This is a genomic window from Enterobacter cloacae complex sp. P14RS (genome assembly GCF_014895895.1).
GTDB lineage: Bacteria > Pseudomonadota > Gammaproteobacteria > Enterobacterales > Enterobacteriaceae > Enterobacter > Enterobacter bugandensis.
In genome coordinates, this window is record NZ_JADBQM010000006.1 from 451,105 (window position 1) to 474,639 (window position 23,535).

General features: G+C 52.8%; 20 protein-coding genes, 1 pseudogene and 1 riboswitch. Of the genes and pseudogenes, 11 read left to right on the plus strand and 10 right to left on the minus strand.

The features are described from left to right. Nucleotides 1-144: 144 nt before the first annotated feature. From IM295_RS06175 to IM295_RS06185, 3 genes are read left to right on the plus strand one after another with little or no spacing between them, the layout of a single operon-like run. The gene (locus IM295_RS06175; RefSeq protein WP_041909056.1) at nucleotides 145-1,830 is read left to right on the plus strand and encodes a sensor histidine kinase; all 1,686 of its coding nucleotides are present in this window, start codon (nucleotides 145-147) and stop codon (nucleotides 1,828-1,830) included. Continuing rightward, on the plus strand, nucleotides 1,824-2,543 hold the full coding sequence (btsR, locus tag IM295_RS06180; RefSeq protein ID WP_023312443.1) for a two-component system response regulator BtsR: 720 nt from the start codon (nucleotides 1,824-1,826) through the stop codon (nucleotides 2,541-2,543). Before IM295_RS06175 ends, btsR begins: the two co-directional genes overlap by 7 nt. A 46-nt stretch (nucleotides 2,544-2,589) precedes the next feature. After that, complete coding sequence (locus IM295_RS06185; RefSeq protein WP_045259745.1) at nucleotides 2,590-3,060, plus strand: DUF1456 family protein; 471 nt, start codon at nucleotides 2,590-2,592, stop codon at nucleotides 3,058-3,060. A 31-nt stretch (nucleotides 3,061-3,091) separates the two neighbouring features. Here IM295_RS06185 and metG read toward each other — a convergent pair whose 3' ends face one another. Further along, entirely contained in the window at nucleotides 3,092-5,125 is a 2,034-nt protein-coding gene (metG, locus tag IM295_RS06190; protein ID WP_193066397.1) for a methionine--tRNA ligase, read from the minus strand. A gap of 137 nt (nucleotides 5,126-5,262) precedes the next feature. Here metG and apbC point away from each other — a divergent pair, with 137 nt between their 5' ends. Next, complete coding sequence (gene apbC / locus IM295_RS06195) at nucleotides 5,263-6,372, plus strand: iron-sulfur cluster carrier protein ApbC (RefSeq protein ID WP_028013834.1); 1,110 nt, start codon at nucleotides 5,263-5,265, stop codon at nucleotides 6,370-6,372. Nucleotides 6,373-6,465: 93 nt separating this feature from the next. On the opposite strand, the gene IM295_RS06200 is transcribed toward apbC, so the two are convergent. Continuing rightward, nucleotides 6,466-6,945 carry a GNAT family N-acetyltransferase gene (locus tag IM295_RS06200; protein WP_045259769.1) on the minus strand — a complete coding sequence of 160 codons (480 nt, stop codon included), beginning with the start codon at nucleotides 6,943-6,945 and terminating at the stop codon, nucleotides 6,466-6,468. Beyond that, complete coding sequence (locus IM295_RS06205) at nucleotides 6,896-7,228, minus strand: RcnB family protein (RefSeq protein WP_008500887.1); 333 nt, start codon at nucleotides 7,226-7,228, stop codon at nucleotides 6,896-6,898. Before IM295_RS06205 ends, IM295_RS06200 begins: the two co-directional genes overlap by 50 nt. A 474-nt stretch (nucleotides 7,229-7,702) precedes the next feature. Between IM295_RS06205 and IM295_RS06210 the strand changes: the two genes are divergently transcribed. The 4 genes from IM295_RS06210 (at nucleotide 7,703) to IM295_RS06225 (ending at nucleotide 12,056) form a co-directional block, all read left to right on the plus strand. Next, on the plus strand, nucleotides 7,703-8,842 hold the full coding sequence (locus IM295_RS06210; RefSeq protein WP_028013832.1) for a polysaccharide export protein: 1,140 nt from the start codon (nucleotides 7,703-7,705) through the stop codon (nucleotides 8,840-8,842). Then, nucleotides 8,842-9,291, plus strand: a complete 450-nt coding sequence (locus IM295_RS06215; protein ID WP_028013831.1) for a protein-tyrosine-phosphatase — start codon at nucleotides 8,842-8,844, stop codon at nucleotides 9,289-9,291. The genes IM295_RS06210 and IM295_RS06215 overlap by 1 nt, the downstream gene beginning before the upstream one ends. Beyond that, nucleotides 9,291-11,465 carry a polysaccharide biosynthesis tyrosine autokinase gene (locus tag IM295_RS06220; protein WP_193066398.1) on the plus strand — a complete coding sequence of 725 codons (2,175 nt, stop codon included), beginning with the start codon at nucleotides 9,291-9,293 and terminating at the stop codon, nucleotides 11,463-11,465. The genes IM295_RS06215 and IM295_RS06220 overlap by 1 nt, the downstream gene beginning before the upstream one ends. Before the next feature lie 75 nt (nucleotides 11,466-11,540). Beyond that, nucleotides 11,541-12,056 carry a protein disulfide oxidoreductase gene (locus tag IM295_RS06225; RefSeq protein ID WP_045259750.1) on the plus strand — a complete coding sequence of 172 codons (516 nt, stop codon included), beginning with the start codon at nucleotides 11,541-11,543 and terminating at the stop codon, nucleotides 12,054-12,056. A 36-nt stretch (nucleotides 12,057-12,092) separates the two neighbouring features. On the opposite strand, the gene IM295_RS06230 is transcribed toward IM295_RS06225, so the two are convergent. The 3 genes from IM295_RS06230 to IM295_RS06240 form a co-directional block, all read right to left on the minus strand. Continuing rightward, nucleotides 12,093-13,559 (minus strand): aspartate aminotransferase family protein, encoded by a 1,467-nt coding sequence (locus tag IM295_RS06230; protein ID WP_028013828.1) that lies wholly within the window; start codon nucleotides 13,557-13,559, stop codon nucleotides 12,093-12,095. A gap of 18 nt (nucleotides 13,560-13,577) precedes the next feature. Beyond that, nucleotides 13,578-14,954 carry a diaminobutyrate--2-oxoglutarate transaminase gene (locus tag IM295_RS06235; RefSeq protein WP_014884533.1) on the minus strand — a complete coding sequence of 459 codons (1,377 nt, stop codon included), beginning with the start codon at nucleotides 14,952-14,954 and terminating at the stop codon, nucleotides 13,578-13,580. A gap of 343 nt (nucleotides 14,955-15,297) precedes the next feature. Further along, nucleotides 15,298-16,305 carry a LacI family DNA-binding transcriptional regulator gene (locus IM295_RS06240; RefSeq protein WP_193066399.1) on the minus strand — a complete coding sequence of 336 codons (1,008 nt, stop codon included), beginning with the start codon at nucleotides 16,303-16,305 and terminating at the stop codon, nucleotides 15,298-15,300. Nucleotides 16,306-16,541: 236 nt separating this feature from the next. Between IM295_RS06240 and IM295_RS06245 the strand changes: the two genes are divergently transcribed. Together IM295_RS06245 and IM295_RS06250 are read left to right on the plus strand one after the other, a co-directional pair. Beyond that, nucleotides 16,542-17,783, plus strand: a complete 1,242-nt coding sequence (locus IM295_RS06245; RefSeq protein ID WP_193066400.1) for an MFS transporter — start codon at nucleotides 16,542-16,544, stop codon at nucleotides 17,781-17,783. Between the two features lie 17 nt (nucleotides 17,784-17,800). Further along, nucleotides 17,801-19,234: a glycoside hydrolase family 32 protein gene (locus IM295_RS06250; RefSeq protein ID WP_193066401.1), complete on the plus strand. Its 1,434-nt coding sequence runs from the start codon at nucleotides 17,801-17,803 to the stop codon at nucleotides 19,232-19,234. Between the two features lie 48 nt (nucleotides 19,235-19,282). On the opposite strand, the gene IM295_RS06255 is transcribed toward IM295_RS06250, so the two are convergent. Together IM295_RS06255 and IM295_RS23055 are read right to left on the minus strand one after the other, a co-directional pair. Beyond that, entirely contained in the window at nucleotides 19,283-19,753 is a 471-nt protein-coding gene (locus tag IM295_RS06255; RefSeq protein ID WP_193055608.1) for a hypothetical protein, read from the minus strand. A 159-nt stretch (nucleotides 19,754-19,912) separates the two neighbouring features. Then, nucleotides 19,913-20,983 (minus strand): YadA C-terminal domain-containing protein, encoded by a 1,071-nt coding sequence (locus tag IM295_RS23055; protein ID WP_226859431.1) that lies wholly within the window; start codon nucleotides 20,981-20,983, stop codon nucleotides 19,913-19,915. Nucleotides 20,984-21,620: 637 nt separating this feature from the next. On the opposite strand from IM295_RS23055, the pseudogene IM295_RS06265 reads away from it, so the two are divergent. After that, a pseudogene (locus IM295_RS06265) lies at nucleotides 21,621-22,474 on the plus strand (integrase); the annotation flags it as partial. Nucleotides 22,475-22,520: 46 nt separating this feature from the next. On the opposite strand, the gene IM295_RS06270 reads toward IM295_RS06265, so the two are convergent. Both IM295_RS06270 and IM295_RS06275 read right to left on the minus strand, forming a co-directional pair. Next, the gene (locus IM295_RS06270; protein ID WP_074171867.1) at nucleotides 22,521-22,955 is read right to left on the minus strand and encodes a hypothetical protein; all 435 of its coding nucleotides are present in this window, start codon (nucleotides 22,953-22,955) and stop codon (nucleotides 22,521-22,523) included. Continuing rightward, on the minus strand, nucleotides 22,955-23,215 hold the full coding sequence (locus tag IM295_RS06275; RefSeq protein ID WP_193066402.1) for a hypothetical protein: 261 nt from the start codon (nucleotides 23,213-23,215) through the stop codon (nucleotides 22,955-22,957). The genes IM295_RS06270 and IM295_RS06275 overlap by 1 nt, the downstream gene beginning before the upstream one ends. A gap of 211 nt (nucleotides 23,216-23,426) precedes the next feature. Continuing rightward, a riboswitch (TPP riboswitch) is annotated at nucleotides 23,427-23,523 on the plus strand. The last annotated feature ends 12 nt before the right edge of the window (nucleotides 23,524-23,535 follow it).

Consider the following 23,535-nt stretch of genomic DNA (forward strand, 5'->3'; position numbering starts at 1 on the left):
TCTAAACAAATAATGCGAACCATGCACGATGTGCAGAAAAAGATGTGATAACGGACACGATTTTGCGCTTTTTTGGGGCGCTTCAAAGAAAGTTCAGCCGCATCCGTGTATGTTACGCGTTTTTTAGCGTGTGCGGTTTTGAGTATGTACGAGTTTAACCTGGTGCTGCTGTTGCTTCAGCAGATGTGCGTGTTTCTGGTCATTGCCTGGCTGATGAGCAAAACGCGTCTTTTCATTCCGCTGATGCAGGTCACCGTACGTCTGCCGCACAAGCTGCTCTGCTACGTCACCTTCTCTATTTTTTGCATCATGGGGACCTACTTCGGCCTCCACATCGAAGACTCTATTGCTAATACGCGCGCCATCGGCGCGGTGATGGGCGGGCTGCTGGGCGGCCCGGTCGTCGGTGGTCTTGTCGGTTTAACCGGTGGGCTGCATCGCTATTCCATGGGCGGGATGACGGCGCTCAGCTGCATGATCTCGACGATCGTCGAAGGGCTGCTTGGTGGCCTGGTGCACAGCTATATGATTAAGCGCGGTCGCCCGGACAAGGTGTTTAGCCCGCTTACCGCCGGGGCCATTACCTTTGTGGCTGAAATGGCGCAGATGGCGATCATTCTGCTGATTGCCCGCCCGTTCGAGGATGCGCTGCACCTGGTCAGCAGTATTGCCGCCCCGATGATGGTGACCAACACCGTCGGCGCGGCGCTGTTTATGCGTATTCTGCTCGACAAGCGCGCCATGTTTGAGAAGTACACCTCGGCCTTTTCCGCCACGGCGTTGAAGGTTGCCGCCTCGACCGAAGGGATCCTGCGTCAGGGGTTTAACGAAGAGAACAGCATGAAGGTTGCGCAGGTGCTCTATAAAGAGCTGGATATCGGTGCGGTGGCCATTACCGATCGCGAAAAGCTGCTGGCGTTTACCGGCACCGGAGACGATCACCATCTGCCGGGCAAACCGATCTCGTCGACCTATACGCTGCGCGCCATTGAAACCGGCGAAGTAGTGTATGCCGACGGTAACGAAGTGCCTTACCGCTGCTCGCTGCATCCGCAGTGCAAGCTGGGCTCCACGCTCGTCATTCCGCTGCGCGGGGAAAATCAGCGGGTGATGGGCACTATCAAGCTGTATGAGGCGAAAAACCGTCTGTTCAGCTCCATCAACCGCACGCTGGGGGAGGGTATCGCCCAGCTTCTTTCCGCGCAAATTCTTGCGGGGCAATATGAACGGCAGAAAGCCCTGCTGACGCAGTCTGAAATTAAGCTACTGCACGCCCAGGTCAATCCGCATTTCCTGTTTAATGCCCTCAACACGCTCAAAGCGGTGATCCGCCGCGACAGCGATCAGGCCGCGCAGCTGGTGCAGTTTTTGTCGACCTTTTTCCGTAAAAACCTGAAGCGCCCGTCAGAGATCGTGACCCTCGCCGATGAAATTGAGCACGTGAATGCCTATCTGCAAATTGAGCAGGCGCGGTTTCAGTCCCGCCTGCAGGTGTCGCTCTCCGTTCCGGACGAGCTGGCGTATCAACATCTCCCGGCCTTTACCCTGCAGCCTATTGTGGAGAACGCCATCAAGCACGGTACCTCGCAGCTGCTGGGGAGAGGGGAGATAACCATTGCCGCCAGCCGTTTTAACCACCATCTGGTGCTGGATATTGAAGATAACGCCGGGCTGTACCAGCCTTCCGCTTCGGGCGGATTAGGGATGAGCCTGGTTGATAAACGTCTGCGCGCCCATTTTGGCGACGACTGTGGCATTACCGTCGCCTGCGAGCCTGACCGTTTTACCCGTATTACCGTTCGACTGCCGCTGGAGGAAAACGCATGTTAAGAGTGCTGATCGTGGATGACGAGCCGCTGGCACGGGAAAACCTGCGCGTTCTGCTGCAGGAGCAGCCAGACATTGAGATTGTGGGGGAGTGCGCCAACGCCATTGAGGCCATCGGTGCGGTGCACAAGCTGCGCCCGGACGTGCTGTTCCTCGACATTCAGATGCCGCGCATCAGCGGGCTGGAGATGGTCGGCATGCTCGACCCGGCGCATCGTCCCTACATCGTGTTTCTGACGGCGTTCGACGAATATGCCGTTAAGGCTTTTGAGGAGCACGCGTTCGATTATTTACTCAAGCCGATTGAAGAGAAGCGGCTGGAAAAAACGCTCACCCGCTTACGCCAGGAGCGAACCGTCCAGGACGTTACGCTGTTGCCGGAGAACCAGCAGCCGCTGAAATTTATCCCCTGCACCGGGCACAGCCGGATTTATCTGCTGCAGATGGATGATGTGGCGTTTGTCAGCAGCCGCCTGAGCGGGGTGTTTGTCACCAGCGCGGAAGGGAACGAAGGGTTTACCGAGCTGACCCTGCGCACGCTGGAGAGCCGCACGCCGCTGATTCGCTGTCACCGTCAGTATCTGGTGAACATGGCGCACCTGAAGGAGATCCGTCTGGAAGATAACGGTCAGGCCGAGCTGGTGCTGCGCGCCGGGCAGACCGTCCCCGTCAGCCGCCGCTATCTGAAAAGTTTGAAAGAGGCGATTGGCCTGTAAAACTGGTACACTGCGCGCCATTGCATCATCGACATTCGAAGGCTCTATGCTAAGTAACGATATTCTTCGTAGCCTGCGCTACACCCTGAAAGCAAACAATAACGACATGGTGCGCATTCTTGCGCTGTCCGACATGGAATCCACGTCTGCAAATTTTGATACCTGGATGACCAAAGAGGACGAAGAGGGCTTCGTCCGCTGCCCGGACATCATTCTGTCGGGTTTTCTGAACGGGCTGATTTACGATAAACGTGGAAAAGATGACTCCGCGCCCGAGCTGGCGCTGGAGCGTCGCGTGAACAACAACACGGTGCTGAAAAAGCTGCGTATCGCCTTCTCGCTGAAAACGGACGATATCCAGGCGATCATGACCGAGCAGAAATACCGCGTGTCGATGCCGGAAATCACTGCCATGATGCGCGCGCCGGACCACAAAAATTACCGCGAGTGCGGCGACCAGTTTCTGCGTAATTTCCTGCGCGGGCTGACCCATCGGGTGCATCACCCGAAACCATAAAAAAAGCCGGAGATTATCTCCGGCTTTTTTGTTATTTCACCTGCTGGCCCGGCTTCGCGCCTTCGTCTGGGCTTAACAGGAAGATATCCTTCCCGCCAGGGCCTGCTGCCATCACCATCCCCTCGGAAATGCCGAAGCGCATTTTGCGCGGCGCCAGGTTAGCGACCATCACGGTTTGACGGCCGATCAGCACCTGCGGGTCCGGGTAGGCAGAACGGATGCCGGAGAAGACGTTGCGCTTCTCGCCGCCGAGATCCAGCGTCAGGCGCAGCAGCTTGTCAGAGCCTTCCACGAATTCTGCGTTTTCAATCAGCGCCACGCGCAGATCGACTTTTGCGAAGTCATCAAAGGTGATCGTTTCCTGAATCGGATCGTCCGCCAGCGGGCCGGTTACCGGTGCTGCAGCCGCTTTCACCTCTTCTTTAGAGGCTTCGACCAGCGCTTCAACCTGCTTCATCTCAATGCGGTTATACAGCGCCTTAAATGTGTTCACCTTGTGGCCGAGCAGCGGCTGCGCCATTGCATCCCAGGTCAGTTCGGTGTTCAGGAACGCTTCAGCGCGGGCTGCCAGCTGCGGCAGAACCGGCTTCAGGTACGTCATCAGCACGCGGAACAGGTTGATGCCCATGGAGCAGATGGCCTGCAGATCGGCATCGCGGCCTTCCTGTTTAGCGACAACCCACGGCGCCTGCTCGTCCACATAGCGGTTAGCCAGGTCAGCCAGCGCCATGATTTCACGCACTGCTTTACCGAACTCGCGCGTTTCCCAGGCTTCGCCAATGGTGGCTGCCGCGTCGGTGAAGGTTTGGTACAGGGCAGGGTCCGCAAGTTCAGCGGCCATTACGCCGTCAAAGCGCTTGGCGATAAAGCCCGCGTTACGGGACGCCAGGTTCACCACCTTGTTGACGATGTCTGCGTTCACACGCTGCACGAAATCTTCCAGGTTCAGGTCGATATCGTCGATGCGGGAAGAGAGCTTCGCGGTGTAGTAGTAGCGCAGGCTGTCCGCGTCGAAGTGGTTCAGCCAGGTGCTGGCCTTGATGAACGTCCCGCGGGACTTGGACATTTTCGCGCCGTTCACCGTGACGTAGCCGTGAACAAACAGGTTGGTTGGCTTGCGGAAGTTGCTGCCTTCCAGCATGGCCGGCCAGAACAGGCTGTGGAAGTAAACGATGTCTTTGCCGATGAAGTGGTACAGCTCGGCGGTAGAGTCTTTCTTCCAGTATTCGTCGAAGCTGACGGCGTCGCCCCGCTTGTCGCACAGGTTCTTGAAGGAGCCCATGTAGCCGATTGGCGCATCCAGCCAGACGTAGAAATATTTGCCCGGCGCATTCGGGATTTCGAAGCCAAAGTACGGCGCATCGCGAGAGATATCCCACTGCTGCAGGCCGGATTCGAACCACTCCTGCATCTTGTTCGCCACCTGCTCCTGCAGCGCGCCACTGCGGGTCCACGCCTGCAGCATTTCGCTGAAGGACGGCAGGTCGAAGAAGAAGTGCTCGGAATCACGCATCACAGGTGTGGCGCCGGATACCACGGATTTGGGCTCAATCAGTTCGGTCGGGCTGTAGGTCGCGCCGCAGACTTCGCAGTTATCGCCGTACTGATCCGGGGATTTACATTTTGGACAGGTGCCTTTGACGAAACGGTCCGGCAGGAACATGCCTTTTTCCGGATCGTACAGCTGAGAGATAGTACGGTTTTTGATGAAACCGTTCTCTTTCAGACGGGTGTAGATGAGCTCCGACAGCTCGCGGTTTTCGTCGCTGTGCGTGGAGTGATAGTTGTCATAGCTGATGTCAAAGCCAGCAAAATCGGTCTGATGCTCCTGACTCATTTCGTCAATCATCTGCTCCGGGGAAATCCCCAGCTGCTGCGCTTTCAGCATGATCGGCGTGCCGTGGGCATCGTCCGCACAGATGAAGTTAACCTCGTGGCCGCGCATTCGCTGGTAACGGACCCAGACATCAGCCTGGATATGCTCCAGCATGTGGCCGAGGTGGATTGAGCCGTTGGCGTACGGCAGGGCGCACGTTACCAGAATTTTTTTCGCGACTTGAGTCATAGTAGGCATTACTTCTTTTAACTGTGAAAAGGGTTTTCGATATTACCAAAAGGGGCATTATTAAGTAAGCACAAACCACGGCCTTTCAGGTAAACTTGTTTGTCTAAGGTCTTATTCACAAGAACAAAGGAGTCGGGATGAGTTCTCAATCCCAGGCCAAATCACCGGAAGCCTTACGAGCAATGGTCGCCGGGACGCTGGCTAACTTTCAGCATCCAACCCTGAAACATAACCTCACTACGCTGAAAGCGTTGCACCACGTCGCGTGGCTGGACGATACGCTGCACGTTGAAGTGCAGATGCCGTTCGTCTGGACCAGCGCCTTTGACGCGCTGAAAGAGCAGACCAGCGCCGAGCTGCTGCGCATTACCGGTGCGAAAGCGATTGACTGGAAGCTGAGCCACAGCATTGCCACACTGAAGCGTGTGAAAAATCAGCCGGGCGTCAACGGGGTGAAAAACATCATCGCCGTGAGTTCAGGTAAGGGTGGGGTGGGTAAATCCTCTACCGCCGTCAACCTCGCGCTCGCGCTGGCGGCGGAAGGGGCAAAGGTCGGTATTCTGGATGCCGATATCTACGGTCCGTCTATTCCAAACATGCTGGGTGCGGAAAATCAGCGTCCAACTTCGCCGGACGGCACGCATATGGCGCCGATCGTGGCGCACGGTCTGGCGACCAACTCCATCGGTTACCTGGTGACCGACGATAACGCCATGGTCTGGCGCGGCCCGATGGCCAGCAAAGCGCTGCTGCAGATGCTGCAGGAAACGATGTGGCCGGATCTGGATTATCTGGTGCTGGACATGCCGCCGGGCACCGGTGACATTCAGCTGACGCTGGCGCAGAACATCCCGGTAACGGGGGCCGTTGTGGTCACCACGCCGCAGGATATCGCGCTGATCGACGCCAAAAAAGGCATCGTGATGTTCGAGAAAGTGGAAGTGCCGGTGCTCGGCATCGTCGAGAACATGAGCATGCACATCTGCAGCAACTGCGGACACCATGAGCCTATCTTTGGTACGGGTGGGGCGGAAAAACTGGCAGCGCAGTATCACACCCAGCTGCTGGGGCAGATGCCGCTGCATATTTCCTTGCGTGAAGATCTGGACAGCGGGAAGCCGACGGTCGTCAGCCGTCCGGACAGCGAGTTCGCTGAGATGTATCGCCAGCTGGCGGGGCGCGTTGCGGCGCAGCTCTACTGGCAGGGTGAAGTGATCCCGGGCGAAATCGCCTTCCGCGCGGTGTAACCCCCCAGCGCAGGATTGCCGGGTGGCGGTTTCGCCTTACCCGGCCTACGAAATACGATTTTGTAGGTCAGGTAAGCGAAGCACCACCTGACTTTACCCAAGCCGGTAATGCATAAGATAGTACTCTCCCTCAGGAGAATTCCCCGTCGCCTCAATGTGCCAGCCGTGCCGCTGGTAAAACGTAATAGCCCGCGCATTCTTCACCAGACACTTGAGTGAGCCCGTGCTGGTAAACGTCTTCTGTACGTGCTCAAGCAACACATGTCCGACGCCCAGGCTCTGATACTGCGGGTCGACAAACAGGTTGTGCAGAAAATTATCGTTCGTCCAGACTGAGGCGAAGCCAAGACGGTGCCCATCCTGCTCCGCCACCCAAATCTCTTCGTCCAGGGTTGCCGCGTCAAAATCTTCAAGCTGCCACGCAGAACTGTCCAGCCACGGCCAGGCTTCGCGCCGGGCGTGGAGGTAGAGCGTACGCAGGAAAGGGCGGTCGCTCTCCTGCCACGGACGGATTACGATCGTATCAGCGATGATAGAAAATATCTCCATTGTAGGCTTTGTAGATTTTGCCATCTGCATCGCCAATCAGGACGTAGTTTTCGCCCATGTAGGTCCAGTGGGTACCGGCATCCGGTGCCGGAAGGTTACGCAGCTGGTACTGTTTAATGGTGTACTCCGGCGTTTGATACTGCGCCGGTGCCGTATCGCCGATTTTAAACTTCGTGAAATCGGCGATGAACTCTTGTTCTTCATAGGCCTTGATGCCCGATGGCGCAGCGGCGGTCTGCGGGGCAGAAAACGCGGAGCCCGCCAGAGACAGTAATACACCCAGAAGCAGCAATTTACGCTTAGCCATTTTTTCTCCAGTGATTTTGTTTCAGAGACTTTCGTCTGCAGGGCACGCAGCACAAGACAGACGGTCTATTTTAAGTATCAAAGCATGATGCGTTTGATAAAAAATGTAACAAAAGTGGAGGGGTTTGGGTAGTCGATAACGGTGATGCTCATCATTGCGGTGAATGTTGATTGTGCGGAATATTTGTTATTTTTATTATTTTATTAATCTATTCTGAAAATAAGTTTATACGTCAAAATAGCACCGTTAAGCGAATGCTTTCGTAAGGGATAACATTTAATATCGCGGCGCATAAAGTATTATTACTCTCCGTTTTCTTGCGCAATTGTGCGCTGTTTTTTAAGTTTTTAAACAACAGCGAACGTGTGTTTTACAGTATCACGGGGAAATAATAAATAACGATATTTCAAGGTCTTGCTTGCTTTTTTTGCGAGTTAACTACCCAGCGCAACGATAAATCAACATTTTATATAAATGAAAAATACAACTGCTCTTTTACTGTCCTTTCTGACGCTCAGCCAGCTAACAGGATGTGTATTTTCACCAGGCCAGAACTTAAGTCTTTCCGGGAAAAAAGTCACTACCGGTGAGGAAATTAACGATCCGCTGGACAAACGCGTGGAGGTTTTTCCTTTAACCCCTGGATTGATTGAAAAACTGCGCCCACCCGTTTCTAAATCTCAGGCAAATCCTACTCTTGATGAGCAGCTCAAAAACTGGGAATACCGCATTGGCTCAGGGGACATTTTAACGGTCACCGTCTGGGATCACCCTGAACTCACGACGCCCGCAGGGCAGTACCGTAGCGCGAGCGACGCGGGTAACTGGGTTAACGCCGATGGTACGCTTTTCTACCCCTACGTCGGCAAGCTGAAAGTGGCGGGCAAAACGGTTTCGCAGGTACGTGAGGAGATCACCGCGCGGCTGGATGAGGTCATTGAGAGCCCTCAGGTGGACGTCAGCGTTGCCTCCTTCCGTTCTCAAAAAGCCTATATCACCGGAGAGGTTGAGAAATCGGGCCAGCAGCCAATAACCAATATTCCATTAACGGTAATGGATGCGGTGAACGCCGCGGGCGGTCTCTCTGCGGATGCGGACTGGCGTAACGTCGTGCTCACGCATGATGGCCAGGACTCACGCCTTTCCCTCTATGCTCTGATGCAACATGGCGATTTAACCCAAAATAAGCTGCTTTATCCGGGCGATATCCTGTTTGTTCCCCGGAACGACGCGCTGAAAGTGTTTGTGATGGGCGAAGTGGTTAAACAGAGCACCCTTAAGATGGATCGTAGCGGCATGACGCTGGCCGAAGCCCTGGGGAATGCAGGCGGGCTAAACCAGAATATGGCCGATGCCACCGGGATTTTTGTTATTCGCCCGGTTTCACGAAAAGGCGAGAAAGATAAAATCGCCAACATCTATCAACTCAATGCGGAAGATGCCTCAGCCATGGTGCTGAGCACAGAATTCGAGCTGGAACCGTACGACATTGTCTATGTCACGACGGCACCGCTTTCACGCTGGAATCGTGTGATCGCCCAGCTGGTACCCACCATCAGTGGCGTACATGACCTGACCGAAACCGTCCGTTACATCAGGTCGTGGCCGCAATAATGTTCAATTCAATTCTCGTGGTTTGCACCGGCAATATTTGCCGTTCACCGATTGGTGAGCGGCTGTTGCGCCAGCAGCTACCCGACGCGCAGGTGACCTCGGCAGGTATTTTCGGGCTTGAAGGACGCCCGGCGGATGCGACTGCAAAGGCAGTCGCCTTACGTCATGGCGTTTCGCTGGAAGGTCACGTGGCGCGTAAGGTTACACGTTTTCTGTTACAAAAATCCGATTTGATTCTGGTGATGGAGCCAGAGCATCTCCGTTTTATTGCCTCAGTGGCGCCGGAGAATCGGGGGAAATCGCTGTTGTTTGGTCAGTGGCTGGAAACAAAGGACATACCCGACCCGTATCGCAAAAGCCGGGAAGCCTTCGAATATGTTTTCGAGCAGTTAGGAAAAGCCAGTCAGGAATGGGCTCGTCGTTTGCGTCAACAAGGAATGAAGCAGTAATGTCGTCTCATAAATCAGACAAATTTGGTGCTGCGACACCGCATGATAATGAAATTGATCTCATTCAGCTGTTGGCTGAGATGTTTGATCATCGGGTAATGATAGCGTGCATCACGCTCCTGTTCACCGTATGCGCCGGGATCTATGCGTATAGCGTCACACCGATCTATCAGGCTGATGCCCTTGTGCAGATAGAAGCGAAGCAGGACAACTCGTTGCTCAAAAGCTTAAGCCAGTTTGGTACCGATCTTTCACCTGATGTTGCGCCCGAACTCTTGCTGCTCAAGTCGCGGATGATTCTGGGAGAGACCGTTGATAAGCTGGGGCTAACGTACAGCGTCAAACGGCGCGTGCTGCCCGTCATTGGGCCGCTGCTGGAACGAGGGAGTAAAGCCGATGAACTGACAATTGGTGCGCTTACCCTTCCTCTTCTGGAAGACAAGCCACAGGAACTTTTACTGACCGTTCAGGAGCAGGGCCGGTATCACCTCGAAGGAAAAACGCTTGAGGCTGATGGCGTTGTTGGGAAAACGCTGGTTAAAGACGGAGTAACGCTGCTTGTCACCTCGCTCAGTGCGGCACCAGGCACCCGGTTTGCCCTCAAAACCGTCACAAAGCTTGAAGCAATTAACGCCCTTCAGCGCCGACTCATTGTTTCTGAGTCGGCGAAGCAGAGCGGAATTATTACCTTAACGCTGACGGGCGAGGACCCTGACAAGATCGCCGTGGTGCTCAACACCATTGCTGAAAATTATCTCAGCCAGAATATTGCGCGCCAGGAAGCTAAAGATACCCGCAGCCTGACGTTTTTACAGGACCAATTACCTAAAATCAGGCGCGAACTGGATGAAGCAGAAGCACGACTGAACGCCTACAGAGAGCAGCGCGATTCTGTCGATCTATCCCTTGAGGCGAAGACGGTTCTCGATCAGGTTGTTAATGTGGAAAATCAGCTTAACGAGCTGACGTTCCGCGAAGCAGAAGTTTCTCAGCTTTTCAAAAAGGATCACCCAACCTACCGCGCCTTACGGGAAAAAAAACAGACCCTGGAGCAGGAACGTACGCGTCTGAATAACCGTGTCTCATCCATGCCTTCTACACAGCAGGAAATTTTGCGTTTAAGCCGTGACGTTGAGTCCGGGCGCACCATCTACCTGCAGCTGCTGACGCGTCAGCAGGAGCTGAATATCTCGCGCTCCAGCACCATCGGAAACGTGCGGATCATTGACCCTGCAGTAACGCAGCCTGGACCCGTCAAACCGCACAAAGTGATTATCATTGTGCTCGGTATGCTGGTGGGATTGATGCTCTCTGCAGGGACGGTGTTGGTGCGCTCTGCGTTTAAACGGGGCATCACCTCGTCTGAACAGCTGGAAGCGCAGGGAATGCCTCTTCTGGCTACGCTCCCGCGTTCAGTGTGGCTATGGAAAAAAACGCATTTGCGCAAGAGGACGCTGTTTGCTTCCCACTGGAAGCACAGGACGTCAAACGTACCTTTCCTGCCCGTTGACCGACCGGCGGATATATTTGTCGAGGCGGTGCGCGGGTTACGCACCAGTCTGCATTTTACCATGATGAATGCCGTTAATCGGATAGTGGTGATTTCTGGTCCTTCGCAGGACTGCGGAAAGACTTTGGTGAGCACCTCGCTGGCGTCAATTGCCGCTCAGGCAGGTCAACGGGTACTGTTTATTGATGCGGACATGCGCAAGGGATATGTTCACAATATTTTCAAACTGAACAACCAGCATGGGTTGTCCAGCGTGCTGGGGGGAAGCATAGAGTGGCAGGATGCGATTCAACGCTTCGAGAAAGGTGGCTTTGATGTCTTGACCTGTGGATCTCAGCCTTCACATCCTGTCGAGCTGCTTATGAATGAGCGCTTCCAGACGGTAATGTCGCGAATAGACAAAGAGTACGACATCGTGATTGTCGACACGCCACCGGTGCTGGCCGTGACTGATGCGCTACTCGTCGCCAGAGCCGCGGCAACCACGTTGCTGGTTGCCCGTTTCGGTAAAACCAGCGTCAAAGAGATCGAAAACTGCCGGAAGCGTCTGCAGCAGATGGGCGTCCAGGTTGAAGGCGCGATTCTCAATGATATTGTGAAATCCGCTGCGTTCTATTACCACTCGGGTTATAGCCATTACAACTACGGCTATACCCCGGAATAAAGTGACGCGACACTTCTTTACAGCATGACGCCGAATAGCCCGCTAAGATGACCTCCGTTAAATCGAGAGGTCATAATGGATAACCGTAAATTGAGTCGCCTGCGCCGCTGGGCACGGGAAGGGATCATACTCATTCTGCTTACGCTGGCGGTCATGTGGGGCGTGGATCAATACCGAAAGCCGTCATTACCCGCCAGCTTTAGCGCAACGCCTATGCAGAGTATCGACGGTAACATTCACGATATCGCGGCGCTCAGCAAGGAGCGCCCCCTGCTGATTTACGTCTGGGCAACCTGGTGTAGCATCTGTCGTTATACGACACCTGCGGTCGATAAGCTGGCAAAAGAGGGCGGTAACGTCGTGAGCATTGCCATGCGCTCCGGTGACGATGCAAAGCTCGCTCGCTGGGCTGAAAAGAAAAACCTGAGTATGCCGGTGATTAACGATGCAAACGGCGCCGTGTCGCAACAGTGGCAGGTGAGCGTAACGCCGACGCTGGTGATTGTGTCAAAGGGGAAAGTAGTCAGTACCACAACGGGCTGGACGAGCTACTGGGGATTGAAAATCAGAATGTGGTGGGCAGGCGTATAAAGATAACCCCTCTTCCGACGGAAGAGGGGTTTTGTATTACTTCGCGAGAACTTCCTGCGCGGTGCGCTCAACCAGCGACAGCAGGATTTTGATATCTTCCAGCGTCACGGTTGGGTTCAGCAGAGTCAGCTTCAGGCAGGTGATGCCGTTATGCTCGGTCACACCGACGTTTGCACGGCCGGATTCCAGCAGCGCATCACCAATTTTCTGGTTCAGCAGGGCGATGCCCGCGTCGTCCATCTGCACCTGGCCACGGAAGCGGAACAGCACGCTTGCCAGCTGTGGCTGCATAACCAGTTCCAGAGCAGGCTGCTCTTTCACGTAGGCTGCAACCTGCTGCGCCAGCGTTACGCCGTGATCGATGATCGCCGCGTATTGCTCCTGACCCAGCGCTTCCAGGCTCATCCACAGCTTCAGCGCGTCGAAACGACGGGTGGTCTGCAGAGATTTGGACACCAGGTTAGGCACGCCCGCTTCTTCGTCGAACTCAGAGTTCAGGTAGGCCGCCTGATAGCGCATAAGCTCATAGTGACGCGCTTCTTTTAGCAGGAACGCGCCGCAGCTGATGGTCTGGAAGAACTGCTTGTGGAAGTCCAGGGTGACGGAATCCACCAGCTCGATGCCGTCCAGGTAGTGACGATACTGATCGGACATCAGCAGCGCGCCGCCCCAGGCCGCATCAACGTGTACCCAGATGTTCTGCTTCGCCGCCAGTTCAGCAATGGCACGCAGCGGATCGATAGCACCGGCATCGGTAGTACCTGCCGTCGCGACGATGGCCAGAATCTGCTCCCCGTTCGCGTTGCACTGCTCGATTTTCGCCGCCAGATCGGTCAGATCCATGCGGGAGAACTCGTCGGTTTTCACCTGCACTACGGACTGATAGCCCAGGCCCATCAGCGCCATGTTTTTCTGCACGGAGAAGTGCGCGTTTTCGGAGCACAGCACGCGAATTTTGCGCAGATCGCCCACCAGACCGTCCTGCTGAACGGAGTGGCCCTGACGCGCGAAGAATGCGTCACGCGCCAGCATCAGACCCATCAGGTTGCTCTGGGTACCGCCGCTGGTGAAGACACCCGCGTCGCCAGCCTGATAACCCACGCGGGTACGCAGCCACTCGATCAGTTTGATCTCAATAATGGTTGCGGACGGGCTTTGATCCCAGGAGTCCATACTCTGGTTAGTGGCGTTGATCAGCACTTCCGCCGCCTGGCTTACCACCAGGCTTGGGCAGTGCAGGTGCGCCACACACTGCGGGTGATGAACGGACAAGCTGTCTTTCAGGAAGAACTCCACGGCGCGTTCAATCGCCGCTTCGTTGCCCAGCCCTTTCGGGTTGAAATCCAGCTTAATACGGTCGCGCAGCTCCGCGACCGTTTTGCCCTGGTACATCTCAGGCTGCTTCAGCCACTGCATCACAGCCTGAGTGCTTTGTTCAATCGCCTGCTGGTAAGCTTCAATGCTCTGCGCAGAGGAGAACAAAATTGGGTTTGAATCTGACATCGTAATCAACTACTCCGGTTACGCCGGGCGAACGCCCGCAGCAAGCAGTGCCTGCTCGAATTTATCCAGGAAGATTTTCAGCTCTTCGTCGCTGATCAGCAGGGAAGGCAGCAGGCGCAGAACGATACCGTTACGACCACCACGCTCCAGAATCAGACCGGCTTCAAAGCACTTCTTCTGAATCAGCGCAGACAGCTCGCCGTCGCCAGGGAAGCAGCCCATATGGTCAGCAGCTTCGTGTGGCTTAACGATCTCGATACCGATCATCATGCCCAGACCGCGCACGTGACCGATGACCGGATAACGTTTTGCCATCTCTTTCAGCTGGCCTTTCAGCCATTCGCCCTGTGCAGCCACTTTGCCCGCGATGTTCTGGTCTTTCAGGATTTTCAGCGTCGTCAGGCCGGTTGCCATTGCCAGCTGGTTGCCGCGGAAAGTACCGGTGTGGTGGCCTGGCGCCCATGCGTCGAACTGCTTTTTGATACCGAGCACGGCCAGCGGCAGACCGCCACCAACCGCTTTAGACATCACGATGATGTCTGGCTCGATGCCTGCGTGTTCGAAGGCGAAGAATTTACCGGTACGGGCAAAGCCAGCCTGAACTTCGTCGAGGATCAGCAGAATGCCGTGTTCCTGAGTCACTTTACGAATGCGCTGCAACCACTCAGCCGGAGCCGGGTTCACGCCGCCTTCGCCCTGAACGGCTTCCAGGATCACCGCGGCAGGCTTACGCACGCCGCTTTCAACGTCGTTGATCAGATTGTCGAAGTAGTAAGTCAGCGCTTTCACGCCCGCTTCACCACCGATACCCAGCGGGCAGCGGTACTCGTGCGGGTAAGGCATGAACTGCACTTCTGGCATCATACCGTCAACCGCTTCTTTCGGAGACAGGTTGCCGGTCACGGACAGTGCGCCGTGGGTCATGCCGTGGTAACCACCAGAGAAGCTGATGATACCGCTACGGCCGGTTACTTTTTTCGCCAGCTTCAGCGCCGCTTCAACGGCGTCGGCACCGGATGGACCGGTGAACTGCAGGCAGTACTCTTTGCCCTGACCAGGCAGCAGAGAGAGCAGATATTCAGAAAACGCGTCTTTCAGAGGCGTAGTCAGATCCAGAGTGTGTAACGGCAAGCCGCTGGTAATGACATTTTGGATGCTTTTCAGCACATCAGGATGGTTATGGCCAAGCGCAAGGGTCCCTGCGCCTGCTAAACAGTCAAGGTATTCTTTATTATCTGCATCGGTGATCCACACGCCTTCTGCTTTAGTAATCGCTAAAGGCAGTTTGCGCGGATAACTCCTGACGTTAGATTCAAACTCGGCCTGACGGGCCAGATAGGTTTCGTTGCTTTTGTGGGCATCTACGGTGTCAATACGGACTTTATCCGTCATCATATCACTCCTACAACCGCCGCTTCGCTATGAGCCACGATTGAATAAAAAGTTAAAAAACAGATGGGGCCTGAAAAAAACGCCGCCAATATAGAGCCTTTTGTCACGGGGCTCAATGGTTAATTTGTTTACTGTTTTGTGACATGGAGCACAGGAGAGGCAATATCACCATTTTTAAAAAGAAAATTGCACTTTATTTCCAATGAAAACAATTGCTTATTCGTCATTTGTTTAGGTTGTTAAATGACAGAAAAGAGTGTGACAAATCGTGCCATTGGCTGACAAAAGAAGGGGGTATGCTGCCTTCATACCCCCTTATTTTTCCATCAACGACAAAAAGCGGTAGTCACATGGCGCGTACAATGGAATCACGCATTAAAAATGGACTTTCAACGCGCGTCGTTTCCCGGTGTTGTGCTTCGTTAATAATGTGCAGGGCGCTCAGGCGACCAATTTCGTAGTGGGGCAACTGAACCGTTGAAAGAGGCGGCAAAAACAGCTCGCCAATGCCCACCATATTGTCATAGCCGATAACCGCCACATCTTCAGGGATGCGAAGCCCTTGCGCCAGCAGCGTCTGGTACACCATAAACGCGATACGATCGTTACCGCAGATAACGGAATCAAACCGCGGGATGCCGTTCCGGATACGCGCCAGCAATGCGGTCGGAATATCACGATAATGCTCATCCCCGTGCGCCATATACTCATGTTCCAGGCTGTCCGGGTCGATTCCGGCTTCACGGCAGGCGCGTTCAAGCCCCTGACGGCGCCGGGTTGTGGCCAGATGGCCCACAGGTAAATGCAGACACAGGGGCTGCCGATAGCCTTCTGCGAGTAATGCCCTGACGGCGGTGTACTGCCCTTGTTCATCATCCGGGATATAGCTGGCGACCTTTTCACCGACACTCTCGCAGTTGGCCAGCACGCAGGGGAGGGTGAGCAGCTTGGCAGGAAGAGGAACCTGACGTAACCCCATCGTGGTGTAGATAATCCCGTCTGGCCGGTGGGAGAGCAGAAGATCGACAATGGCATCCGGATTGTCGTCAGCAAACATATTCATGACGAAGCTATTCCAGCCGTGCATCCTGGCCGTCTCTTCAATGGACAGCGTAATCTCCACCGAAAAAGGTGTCGTGACCGTATCGAGCGCCAGCACGCCTATGGTTTTAGGCGAAGCATTCGCGCCGCGTATTTTCTTGGCGGACAGATCGGGAACGTAGCTGGTTTGCTCGATAGCCCACTGTACGCGCGCCAGCGTTTCCGGTTTAAGGCGCTCCGGGCTGTTAAGCGCGCGGGAAACCGTCATCAGCGATACGTTAGCCAGCTTTGCGACGTCCTTCAGGGAAGCCATTTTCTTACTCCGTTAATGCTCTGTGAGAGGGTATACAACTAAGTCGCTGATGTAAAAGGAAGGCTGATGACCAGGTTAAGTCATGCTTATCTCAGTTATGAATTTATGATCGCGATCTCACTTCCTTAATGTTAACGTTAACTTTCGTGATTAACATCTTAAATCTTCATCAGGCAGCATGAGAAAGCATCGATGTTAACGTTACCATTGGGTCATTACTCCAACACGAGAATGCCATGATGAAAACGCATCACTCTCACAGCTATCCCTTACTGAGCGCATTACTGTTTTTCTTTTTTGTAACCTGGTCATCTTCCGGTTCGTTGCTCTCTATCTGGCTCCACCAGGAAGTGGGGTTAAAAGCGGGGGATACGGGCGTTATCTATGCCGTGCTTTCCGTCTCCGCGCTGTTTGCTCAAATCTGCTATGGATTTATTCAGGACAAACTCGGCCTGCGCAAAAACCTGCTCTGGTTTCTGACCAGTCTGCTTATTCTTTCCGGTCCGGCCTTTTTGCTGTTTGGCTATCTGCTGCAAATTAACGTGTTGCTGGGCAGTATTTTCGGCGGGATTTTTATTGGCCTGACGTTTAACGGTGGGATTGGGGTGCTGGAATCCTATACCGAACGCGTGGCCCGTCAGAGCCAGTTTGAGTTTGGCAAGGCGAGAATGTGGGGATCGCTTGGCTGGGCGGCGGCAACCTTTTTTGCGGGGCTCTTGTTTAACATCAATCCGAAGCTGAATTTCGCTGTCGCGAGCTGCGCCGGGCTGGTGTTTTTTGTTTTGCTCGCGCGCTTTCGGGTCTCTTCCGCACCGCACGCCATGCAGGAAGCGGTGTCCGGTGGCAAGGTGACGCTGGAAGACGCATTGCGCCTGCTGACGCTGCCGCGTTTCTGGGCGCTGGTGTTTTTCGTTATCGGCACCTGCATTTACGGCGTTTACGATCAGCAGTTCCCGGTCTATTTCTCATCACAGTTCCCGACGTTGCAGGAAGGGAACGCCATGTACGGCTATCTCAACTCCTTCCAGGTTTTCCTTGAGGCGGCGGGCATGTTTTGCGCCCCGTGGCTGGTGAACCGCCTCGGCGCGAAAAACGGGCTGATATTCGCGGGAATGGTGATGGCAATGCGTATGGTGGCATCTGGTCTGGTTGAGGGGCCGGTACTCATCTCCATTACCAAGCTGCTGCACGCGGTAGAACTGCCCGTATTGCTGGTCTCGGTATTTAAATACAACAGCTTACATTTTGATAAGCGGCTCTCTTCCACGCTCTATCTGGTGGGCTTTGCCTGTACAAGCTCGGTGATTGCGTCTGTGCTGTCGCCGCTGGCGGGTTACAGCTATGAGAAATACGGCTTTGCCCAATCCTATCTCATTATGGGGCTGTTAGTTTTCAGCACCACGCTCATCTCCATCTTCCTGTTGCGCTCGGGTAAGTCTTCTTCTGACCCGCTCATGCCGCAACCCTCCACTATCTGACTGAAAAGAGTAAACAAATGATGTATTCCATTGCCAAAGCTGAACAATCATTACAGGCCAAACGCGGCGATCTTAACCTGCGCTGGTATCCGCGTTACCACCTCGCCGCGCGGGCCGGCTGGATGAACGACCCGAATGGTCTGGTGTGGTTTGACGGCTGGTATCACGCGTTTTACCAGCATCATCCGTACTCGACCCAGTGGGGGCCGATGCACTGGGGCCATGCGCGCAGCAAGGATTTAGTTCGCTGGGAACACCTCCCGGTGGCGCTGGCACCGGAAGGGCCAGAAGATAAGGACGGCTGTTTTTCCGGCTCGGCGGTGGTGGATGGCGATACGCTGGCGCTGATTTATACCGGCCACAAATTCCACGGCGATCCGGATGACGAGGCTAACCTTTACCAGGTGCAGTGCCTGGCAACCAGCCGTGATGGCGTCCATTTTACGCGGCAAGGAACGATCGTTGACACGCCGCCTGGGCTGCATCACTTTCGCGATCCAAAAGTGTGGCGGGAAGGGGAGCGCTGGTACATGGTTGTCGGCGCGCGGGATGGCGAGACGGGCCAGGTGCGTGTTTACCGTTCTGACGACCTGCGCGAATGGCAGGATATGGGCGTGCTTGCGGTGGCTGAAAAAGAGATGGGTTATATGTGGGAATGCCCGGACTTTTTCACCCTCAATGGCAAACGCGTGCTGATGTTTTCACCTCAGGGGCTGGCTGCGGAGGGATTCAAAAATCGCAATCTTTTCCAGAGCGGTTACCTGCTGGGGAAGTGGCAGCCCGGCCAACCTTTCGTGCGTGAAGGTGAGTTTGTGGAGATGGATAGCGGGCATGATTTCTATGCGCCACAAAGCTTCCTGACGCCTGACGGCCGCCGCATCGTTATCGGCTGGCTGGACATGTGGGAATCTCCCCTTCCGGAACAGCAGGACGGGTGGGCTGGCATGCTCTCTTTACCGCGCGAACTGACGCTAAGCGCGGATAACCGCCTGCAGATGCGGCCAGCCAGAGAAGTGGAAAGCTTGCGGGGAGCGTGGTTCCCCTGGCCGGTGAGCACGCTCAACAATCAGCAGATCGTTCAGGTGGAAAGCTGCGATGCGATGGAGGTCATTCTGCAGTGGGACTGTGCTAACAGCAGCGCGGAGCAGTACGGCATTCGTCTTGGCGACGGATTCCGTCTCTACGTTGATGCGCAGATGCAGCGCCTGGTGCTGGAGCGTTATTATCCGCAGTATGGCCTGTGCGGTACCCGAAGCGTCGCGCTGAATCTGAACGACACGCTAAGCCTGCGCCTGTTCGTTGACAGCTCGTCAGTGGAAGTGTTTGTCAATGAAGGGGAGGCGTGCCTGAGCAGCCGCATTTATCCTGATGAAGGGGCGCGCGGACTGGCAATGTTTGCCTGGACGGGAACCGCATCGCTTATTGATGCCGGGGCGTGGCAGCTAGAGTAATACGTTAAGGCCTGCAAATTAAAAAGGCGACAGGTGTCGCCTCTGTTTCTATTTAATCTTTGTTGCGTAGCCTTCGAACTTTCCTTCTTTACTCACCGCTAATTTGCCTTTAGCAGGATAGTAAATGAAGGTGTATAGCCCTTGTGAATAAACTTTTGCCTGAGGCTCATTTTCATCCAGCGCGCCCAATACGCCATCGACATCCAGGATCTCGCCTTTAATTGAGATCTTCATTCCTTCCCATTTAAAGGCGTGTACCGCTTTGGCCGCCTGAGCATGTTGTTTCGCGTCTTTTTTATCCCAGATACCCGTACCCGCTGCGGCATCACGCGCGTTCGCCCATGCTGCATTTTGTGCGGCTTCATTATAAGCATTCTGGCGATTTTGCTCAGCCAGGTAGCAGGTATCTTTGCTAATGCCCTGGCGTTCACATTCGGCCATGCGCTGAGCAGTTGAAGTACACGCAGAAAGCAGGATGGCAGCACCAGCTATTAATACCGCTAAGAGTGACTTTATCATTACGATGATACCTTTGGTGAAATATATTCTATAGAAGAAGGTTTAATAGCCGCAAATATAATAAGCCTGATACATAATACCTAACCATGCGCCAACGATAATAAGCATCAGGTACACTATTACAGAGATAACAATGTATTTTGTCATACTGGTTATTTATTAAAAGCCAATCCCTACGCCGACTGAAGCCCCCATATTATTTGCTGTGTCATCAGAGAAGCTCACTTTACCAACCATATGTTCGTTAAAGTTAACCGACGCCCCAACCGCTAACGCGCTTTCACCGTTGTAAGTCGCACCGCCAGCCGAGAACATCACGCGCTGATTTGTTTGCACCTGAGGTAAACCGGCCATCGCCATCGCGCCGCTGATACCTGCGTTTGCTTCTTTCTTGTTATTATCGACTTCCTCACGCAGCGATCTAAATTGCTGGCTAGTGTTGTTATTCAGAGCCTGTAATGTCTGTTTGGTCGCCTGCAGCTCCTGAGCCTCGGCTGTAACCGCCTGACTATTAGTAGCGACTTTAGCCTGTGTTGCCGTGTCTACCTGCGTGCGCGTCATAGTGGTCATCACGCCATTTTTTCCATCTTTGCCGTCTTTACCATTCGCTCCGTCACGTCCGTTAATTCCGGCAACGCCCTGTGCGCCGGTGTCGCCTTTCTCACCCTTGGCGCCGTCTTTTCCATCAACCCCGTTAGTTGGTTTTGGTGCATTCTCAAGAGCTAACAGGCGGCCATCTTGTATACCGTTAGTAGCTTCAACAGTTGCAAGGCGGCTATCCTGGACAGCGTTAACAGTTTCAATATTAGTAATTGCAGTTCCGTTAGTCAGCACGCCCTGTAACGCCGCATCACCTTTTTTATTAGCGGTGTCAGCAAGAGCGCCTGCTAATTTAGCTTCATGATCGACACCTGAGACAGAAGTCTGAAGAGAGGAAATATTATTGGCGTTAGTGCTGATATTACCATTACTTGCGTCAATCTCGTTTTGCATCCGCTCACGATCGCCTTGTAAGTTATAGATCTGCCCGTCTTGTTTTACATTTTCAGCTTTCATATTATCCAGATTATAAGCGGTATTGCCAGTCCCCTGAACCTGAATAAAAGAACCTGAATTGAATACGTTATCGTTAAGGTTTACGTTTACATCAGCTGCTTGAGTTACGTTCATAGAGCCAGTGAAAATAACACCAAATACAAAAGCAGTAACGGCATTTTTAACAACTTTCATTTGTAAAACACTCATCATTTAAAAAGTAAAAATGGGCAAGGCTGGCTATCCTGGCGTGTTGATGTAACGTCTGGTTACGCCTGATTAAAATAACGGAGTTACGTTAAATTTTGAATAAATCACTTAATTCGTAACGTGCAGTAACTATCAGTTAATGCGAGCTTTGGGATATTGATCTAAATCATAAATGGCATGAATAGCCAAAGTGAATTTTTAAGAGGTGGAGGAAAATATCTCAATGTTTACATTAACTTATAAGATGATAGGCCAAACGCGAGTTTCGCGGTAACCCCTTGATTGAGAGGCTAAATGTTTAGCGGGGTTAAACGGTTTGTGGATTACTTTATATTTCATTCGAAATAAGTTTTAATGATTAATGAAACGTAAAAGAGACTGACTGAAAGCGGAAAAAATTATGTTGTTCGAGCTATTTCTTACACGCTGAAAAAGTGGATGTTTTTTGGACGTAATTGAAATGTTATGGAGAATGGTTTCGGTTCAAAAGAGGGGCACGATAGCCCCTGTAATTATCAAGCTTGTTTCTTCTCGTTCCACGCATCTAAAAGCAGGATATTACCATCTCTGAATCGCCACGGGTTTAACAGACAGCTCAGGGTCATTTATGGACTGACCCCACAACAGGGCAAAGGCAATCTCACAAGCCAATAAACGCTTTATGGAAGTGCTGTTGATTGTCCTCGGTACAACAACTGATGTCACGACGATCACCAAACAGGACATTAAGCAGGTGATGGAAGTTGTTGAAAACCTGCCTAAGCGTGTTGTTCAGCCTTACCGTTCGATGACTGTCCAGCAATTGATCGAGTGCGATGATGTGCCGCCTGAAGATTCGGTTGGTGCGGAGTCAATCCACAAGCATCTGAAGATTTACAAATCGCTGTTCAAAACCTTCCTAACCGACAACAAAGACATCCTGGAGAAGTCTCCGACTGATGGTGCAGTGGCTGCGCCGTCCAAAGCGAGATTTGGCGCATATAGTGCAGCAGAAATGAGAAAATTTGTTGGCTGGGCGCTCAAGCAGCCTAACGGCTGGGAGAAATGGATCACGTTGCTGTTGGCATACACAGGAGCAAGAAGGGGGCAGGAGAAAACCGAAAATGCAACGCGGCAAGTTGCGATCCACCCCAAACTGAACGAGTGGGGTTCCTCGATTTCGTTAATCGTCAGTGGAAAGAGAAAATCTTCTCGCCTGTGTCGGGTAAGAACATGACGAAGATCGGCAGAGTGTTAGCTGACGTTCGCGATCAGCTTGGGATTCCGTGCCTTGATGATTATGGACCGAGGCGATTGGTGCATAGTTTCCGTCACACAATGATTTCCACCTGTTTTGCTGGCTGGGTTGGTAACTTGTCGCACTTGCAACAGGTGGTTGGTCATGAGAAGAGCGGTTCAGGTATCATCCGGCGCTATCTGCATACATTTCCCTTATCTTCAGTCTGTTATGTAATTGACGGAATACAATGGGATTAGTGATACTACCTAAAATAAGAGCGCGGAGGGATCGCCTCCGCAAGATTCATTTTTTTTCACACTTATGCAATTTAATTACGCCATTGTTTGCATAAGATTGTACAAAATCAGGATCATTCACCCAATAATATTTGGATTTCTTTCTATCGTAAAACCCATTCCATCGAAATTCGCCATTTCGATTAACGATGTTTAATTCTGCCAGAGGCGTAGTTGAACTTACATTCTTCCAATCAAAATTCATTCCACCTCGGCCAAGATCAGCTACACTGTCGTAGAAAATATCAACTTTCTCTTTAGATATTTCGTTAGAATGAACATTGACAACAATCTGATTGTCATTAACAACAAGTGGATTGGTGTTTTTGTCAATAGTAATAGAAAAACCATCATCATCACAACTAGTACTCCACACTCCAAAGTTTGAGTCTGCATGGGTTGCTATTGAAATTAACAATAATGTAAAAGGCCAAGCTTTCATTATTCTGACTCCGCTGTTTTTGTAATATAACCAATGTCAAGGTGAAGATCTGTTTGTCCCTTAACTTCTTCATCCAGATAATAATTGTATAAAGAAAGTGCTTCAGACTTTGTTTTCGCTGGCTGACCATACCTTCCAGGCGGAAGACTTGCCCATTCATAATTCACTGCTATCATCTTGGCTTTAATAAGAACATCCACAATATAATTCGTTCTACTACTGGCAAGCTCCTGTAATTCTAGGACTGGTGAATTTGGCATAATGCTCCCTCGAGTTAATTTTCCATATTTTAATACTCGAGACGGCTTGAGTCTAAGGAATGGATGGATACTTGTGTCACACAAACTGTCACTCATCCTGTCACACACAGCCCAAAAGGGCCACTTTTGCCGTTTACAAGACTTCCCGCTGGCATTACTATCCTGAACAGGGATTAATGAGGAGCATTAATCGCAAGCTTTTGATTTTGTTTTATTTGACTCGGGGTGCCCTTCTTTGTGAAGGCTGAGAAATACCCGTATTACCTGATCTGGATAATGCCAGCGTAGGGAAGTCAGATGCCTTCCCGGTCATCGCTTCT

Excerpts from the sequence above, each read along its gene's own strand:
- IM295_RS06175 (WP_041909056.1), top strand. The coding sequence starts at position 145 with ATGTACGAGTTTAACCTGGTGCTGCTGTTGCTTCAGCAGATGTGCGTG.
- btsR (WP_023312443.1), top strand. The coding sequence starts at position 1,824 with ATGTTAAGAGTGCTGATCGTGGATGACGAGCCGCTGGCACGGGAAAAC.
- IM295_RS06185 (WP_045259745.1), top strand. The coding sequence starts at position 2,590 with ATGCTAAGTAACGATATTCTTCGTAGCCTGCGCTACACCCTGAAAGCA.
- metG (WP_193066397.1), bottom strand. The coding sequence starts at position 5,125 with ATGACTCAAGTCGCGAAAAAAATTCTGGTAACGTGCGCCCTGCCGTAC.
- apbC (WP_028013834.1), top strand. The coding sequence starts at position 5,263 with ATGAGTTCTCAATCCCAGGCCAAATCACCGGAAGCCTTACGAGCAATG.
- IM295_RS06200 (WP_045259769.1), bottom strand. The coding sequence starts at position 6,945 with ATGGCAAAATCTACAAAGCCTACAATGGAGATATTTTCTATCATCGCT.
- IM295_RS06205 (WP_008500887.1), bottom strand. The coding sequence starts at position 7,228 with ATGGCTAAGCGTAAATTGCTGCTTCTGGGTGTATTACTGTCTCTGGCG.
- IM295_RS06210 (WP_028013832.1), top strand. The coding sequence starts at position 7,703 with ATGAAAAATACAACTGCTCTTTTACTGTCCTTTCTGACGCTCAGCCAG.
- IM295_RS06215 (WP_028013831.1), top strand. The coding sequence starts at position 8,842 with ATGTTCAATTCAATTCTCGTGGTTTGCACCGGCAATATTTGCCGTTCA.
- IM295_RS06220 (WP_193066398.1), top strand. The coding sequence starts at position 9,291 with ATGTCGTCTCATAAATCAGACAAATTTGGTGCTGCGACACCGCATGAT.
- IM295_RS06225 (WP_045259750.1), top strand. The coding sequence starts at position 11,541 with ATGGATAACCGTAAATTGAGTCGCCTGCGCCGCTGGGCACGGGAAGGG.
- IM295_RS06230 (WP_028013828.1), bottom strand. The coding sequence starts at position 13,559 with ATGTCAGATTCAAACCCAATTTTGTTCTCCTCTGCGCAGAGCATTGAA.
- IM295_RS06235 (WP_014884533.1), bottom strand. The coding sequence starts at position 14,954 with ATGATGACGGATAAAGTCCGTATTGACACCGTAGATGCCCACAAAAGC.
- IM295_RS06240 (WP_193066399.1), bottom strand. The coding sequence starts at position 16,305 with ATGGCTTCCCTGAAGGACGTCGCAAAGCTGGCTAACGTATCGCTGATG.
- IM295_RS06245 (WP_193066400.1), top strand. The coding sequence starts at position 16,542 with ATGATGAAAACGCATCACTCTCACAGCTATCCCTTACTGAGCGCATTA.
- IM295_RS06250 (WP_193066401.1), top strand. The coding sequence starts at position 17,801 with ATGATGTATTCCATTGCCAAAGCTGAACAATCATTACAGGCCAAACGC.
- IM295_RS06255 (WP_193055608.1), bottom strand. The coding sequence starts at position 19,753 with ATGATAAAGTCACTCTTAGCGGTATTAATAGCTGGTGCTGCCATCCTG.
- IM295_RS23055 (WP_226859431.1), bottom strand. The coding sequence starts at position 20,983 with ATGAAAGTTGTTAAAAATGCCGTTACTGCTTTTGTATTTGGTGTTATT.
- IM295_RS06270 (WP_074171867.1), bottom strand. The coding sequence starts at position 22,955 with ATGAAAGCTTGGCCTTTTACATTATTGTTAATTTCAATAGCAACCCAT.
- IM295_RS06275 (WP_193066402.1), bottom strand. The coding sequence starts at position 23,215 with ATGCCAAATTCACCAGTCCTAGAATTACAGGAGCTTGCCAGTAGTAGA.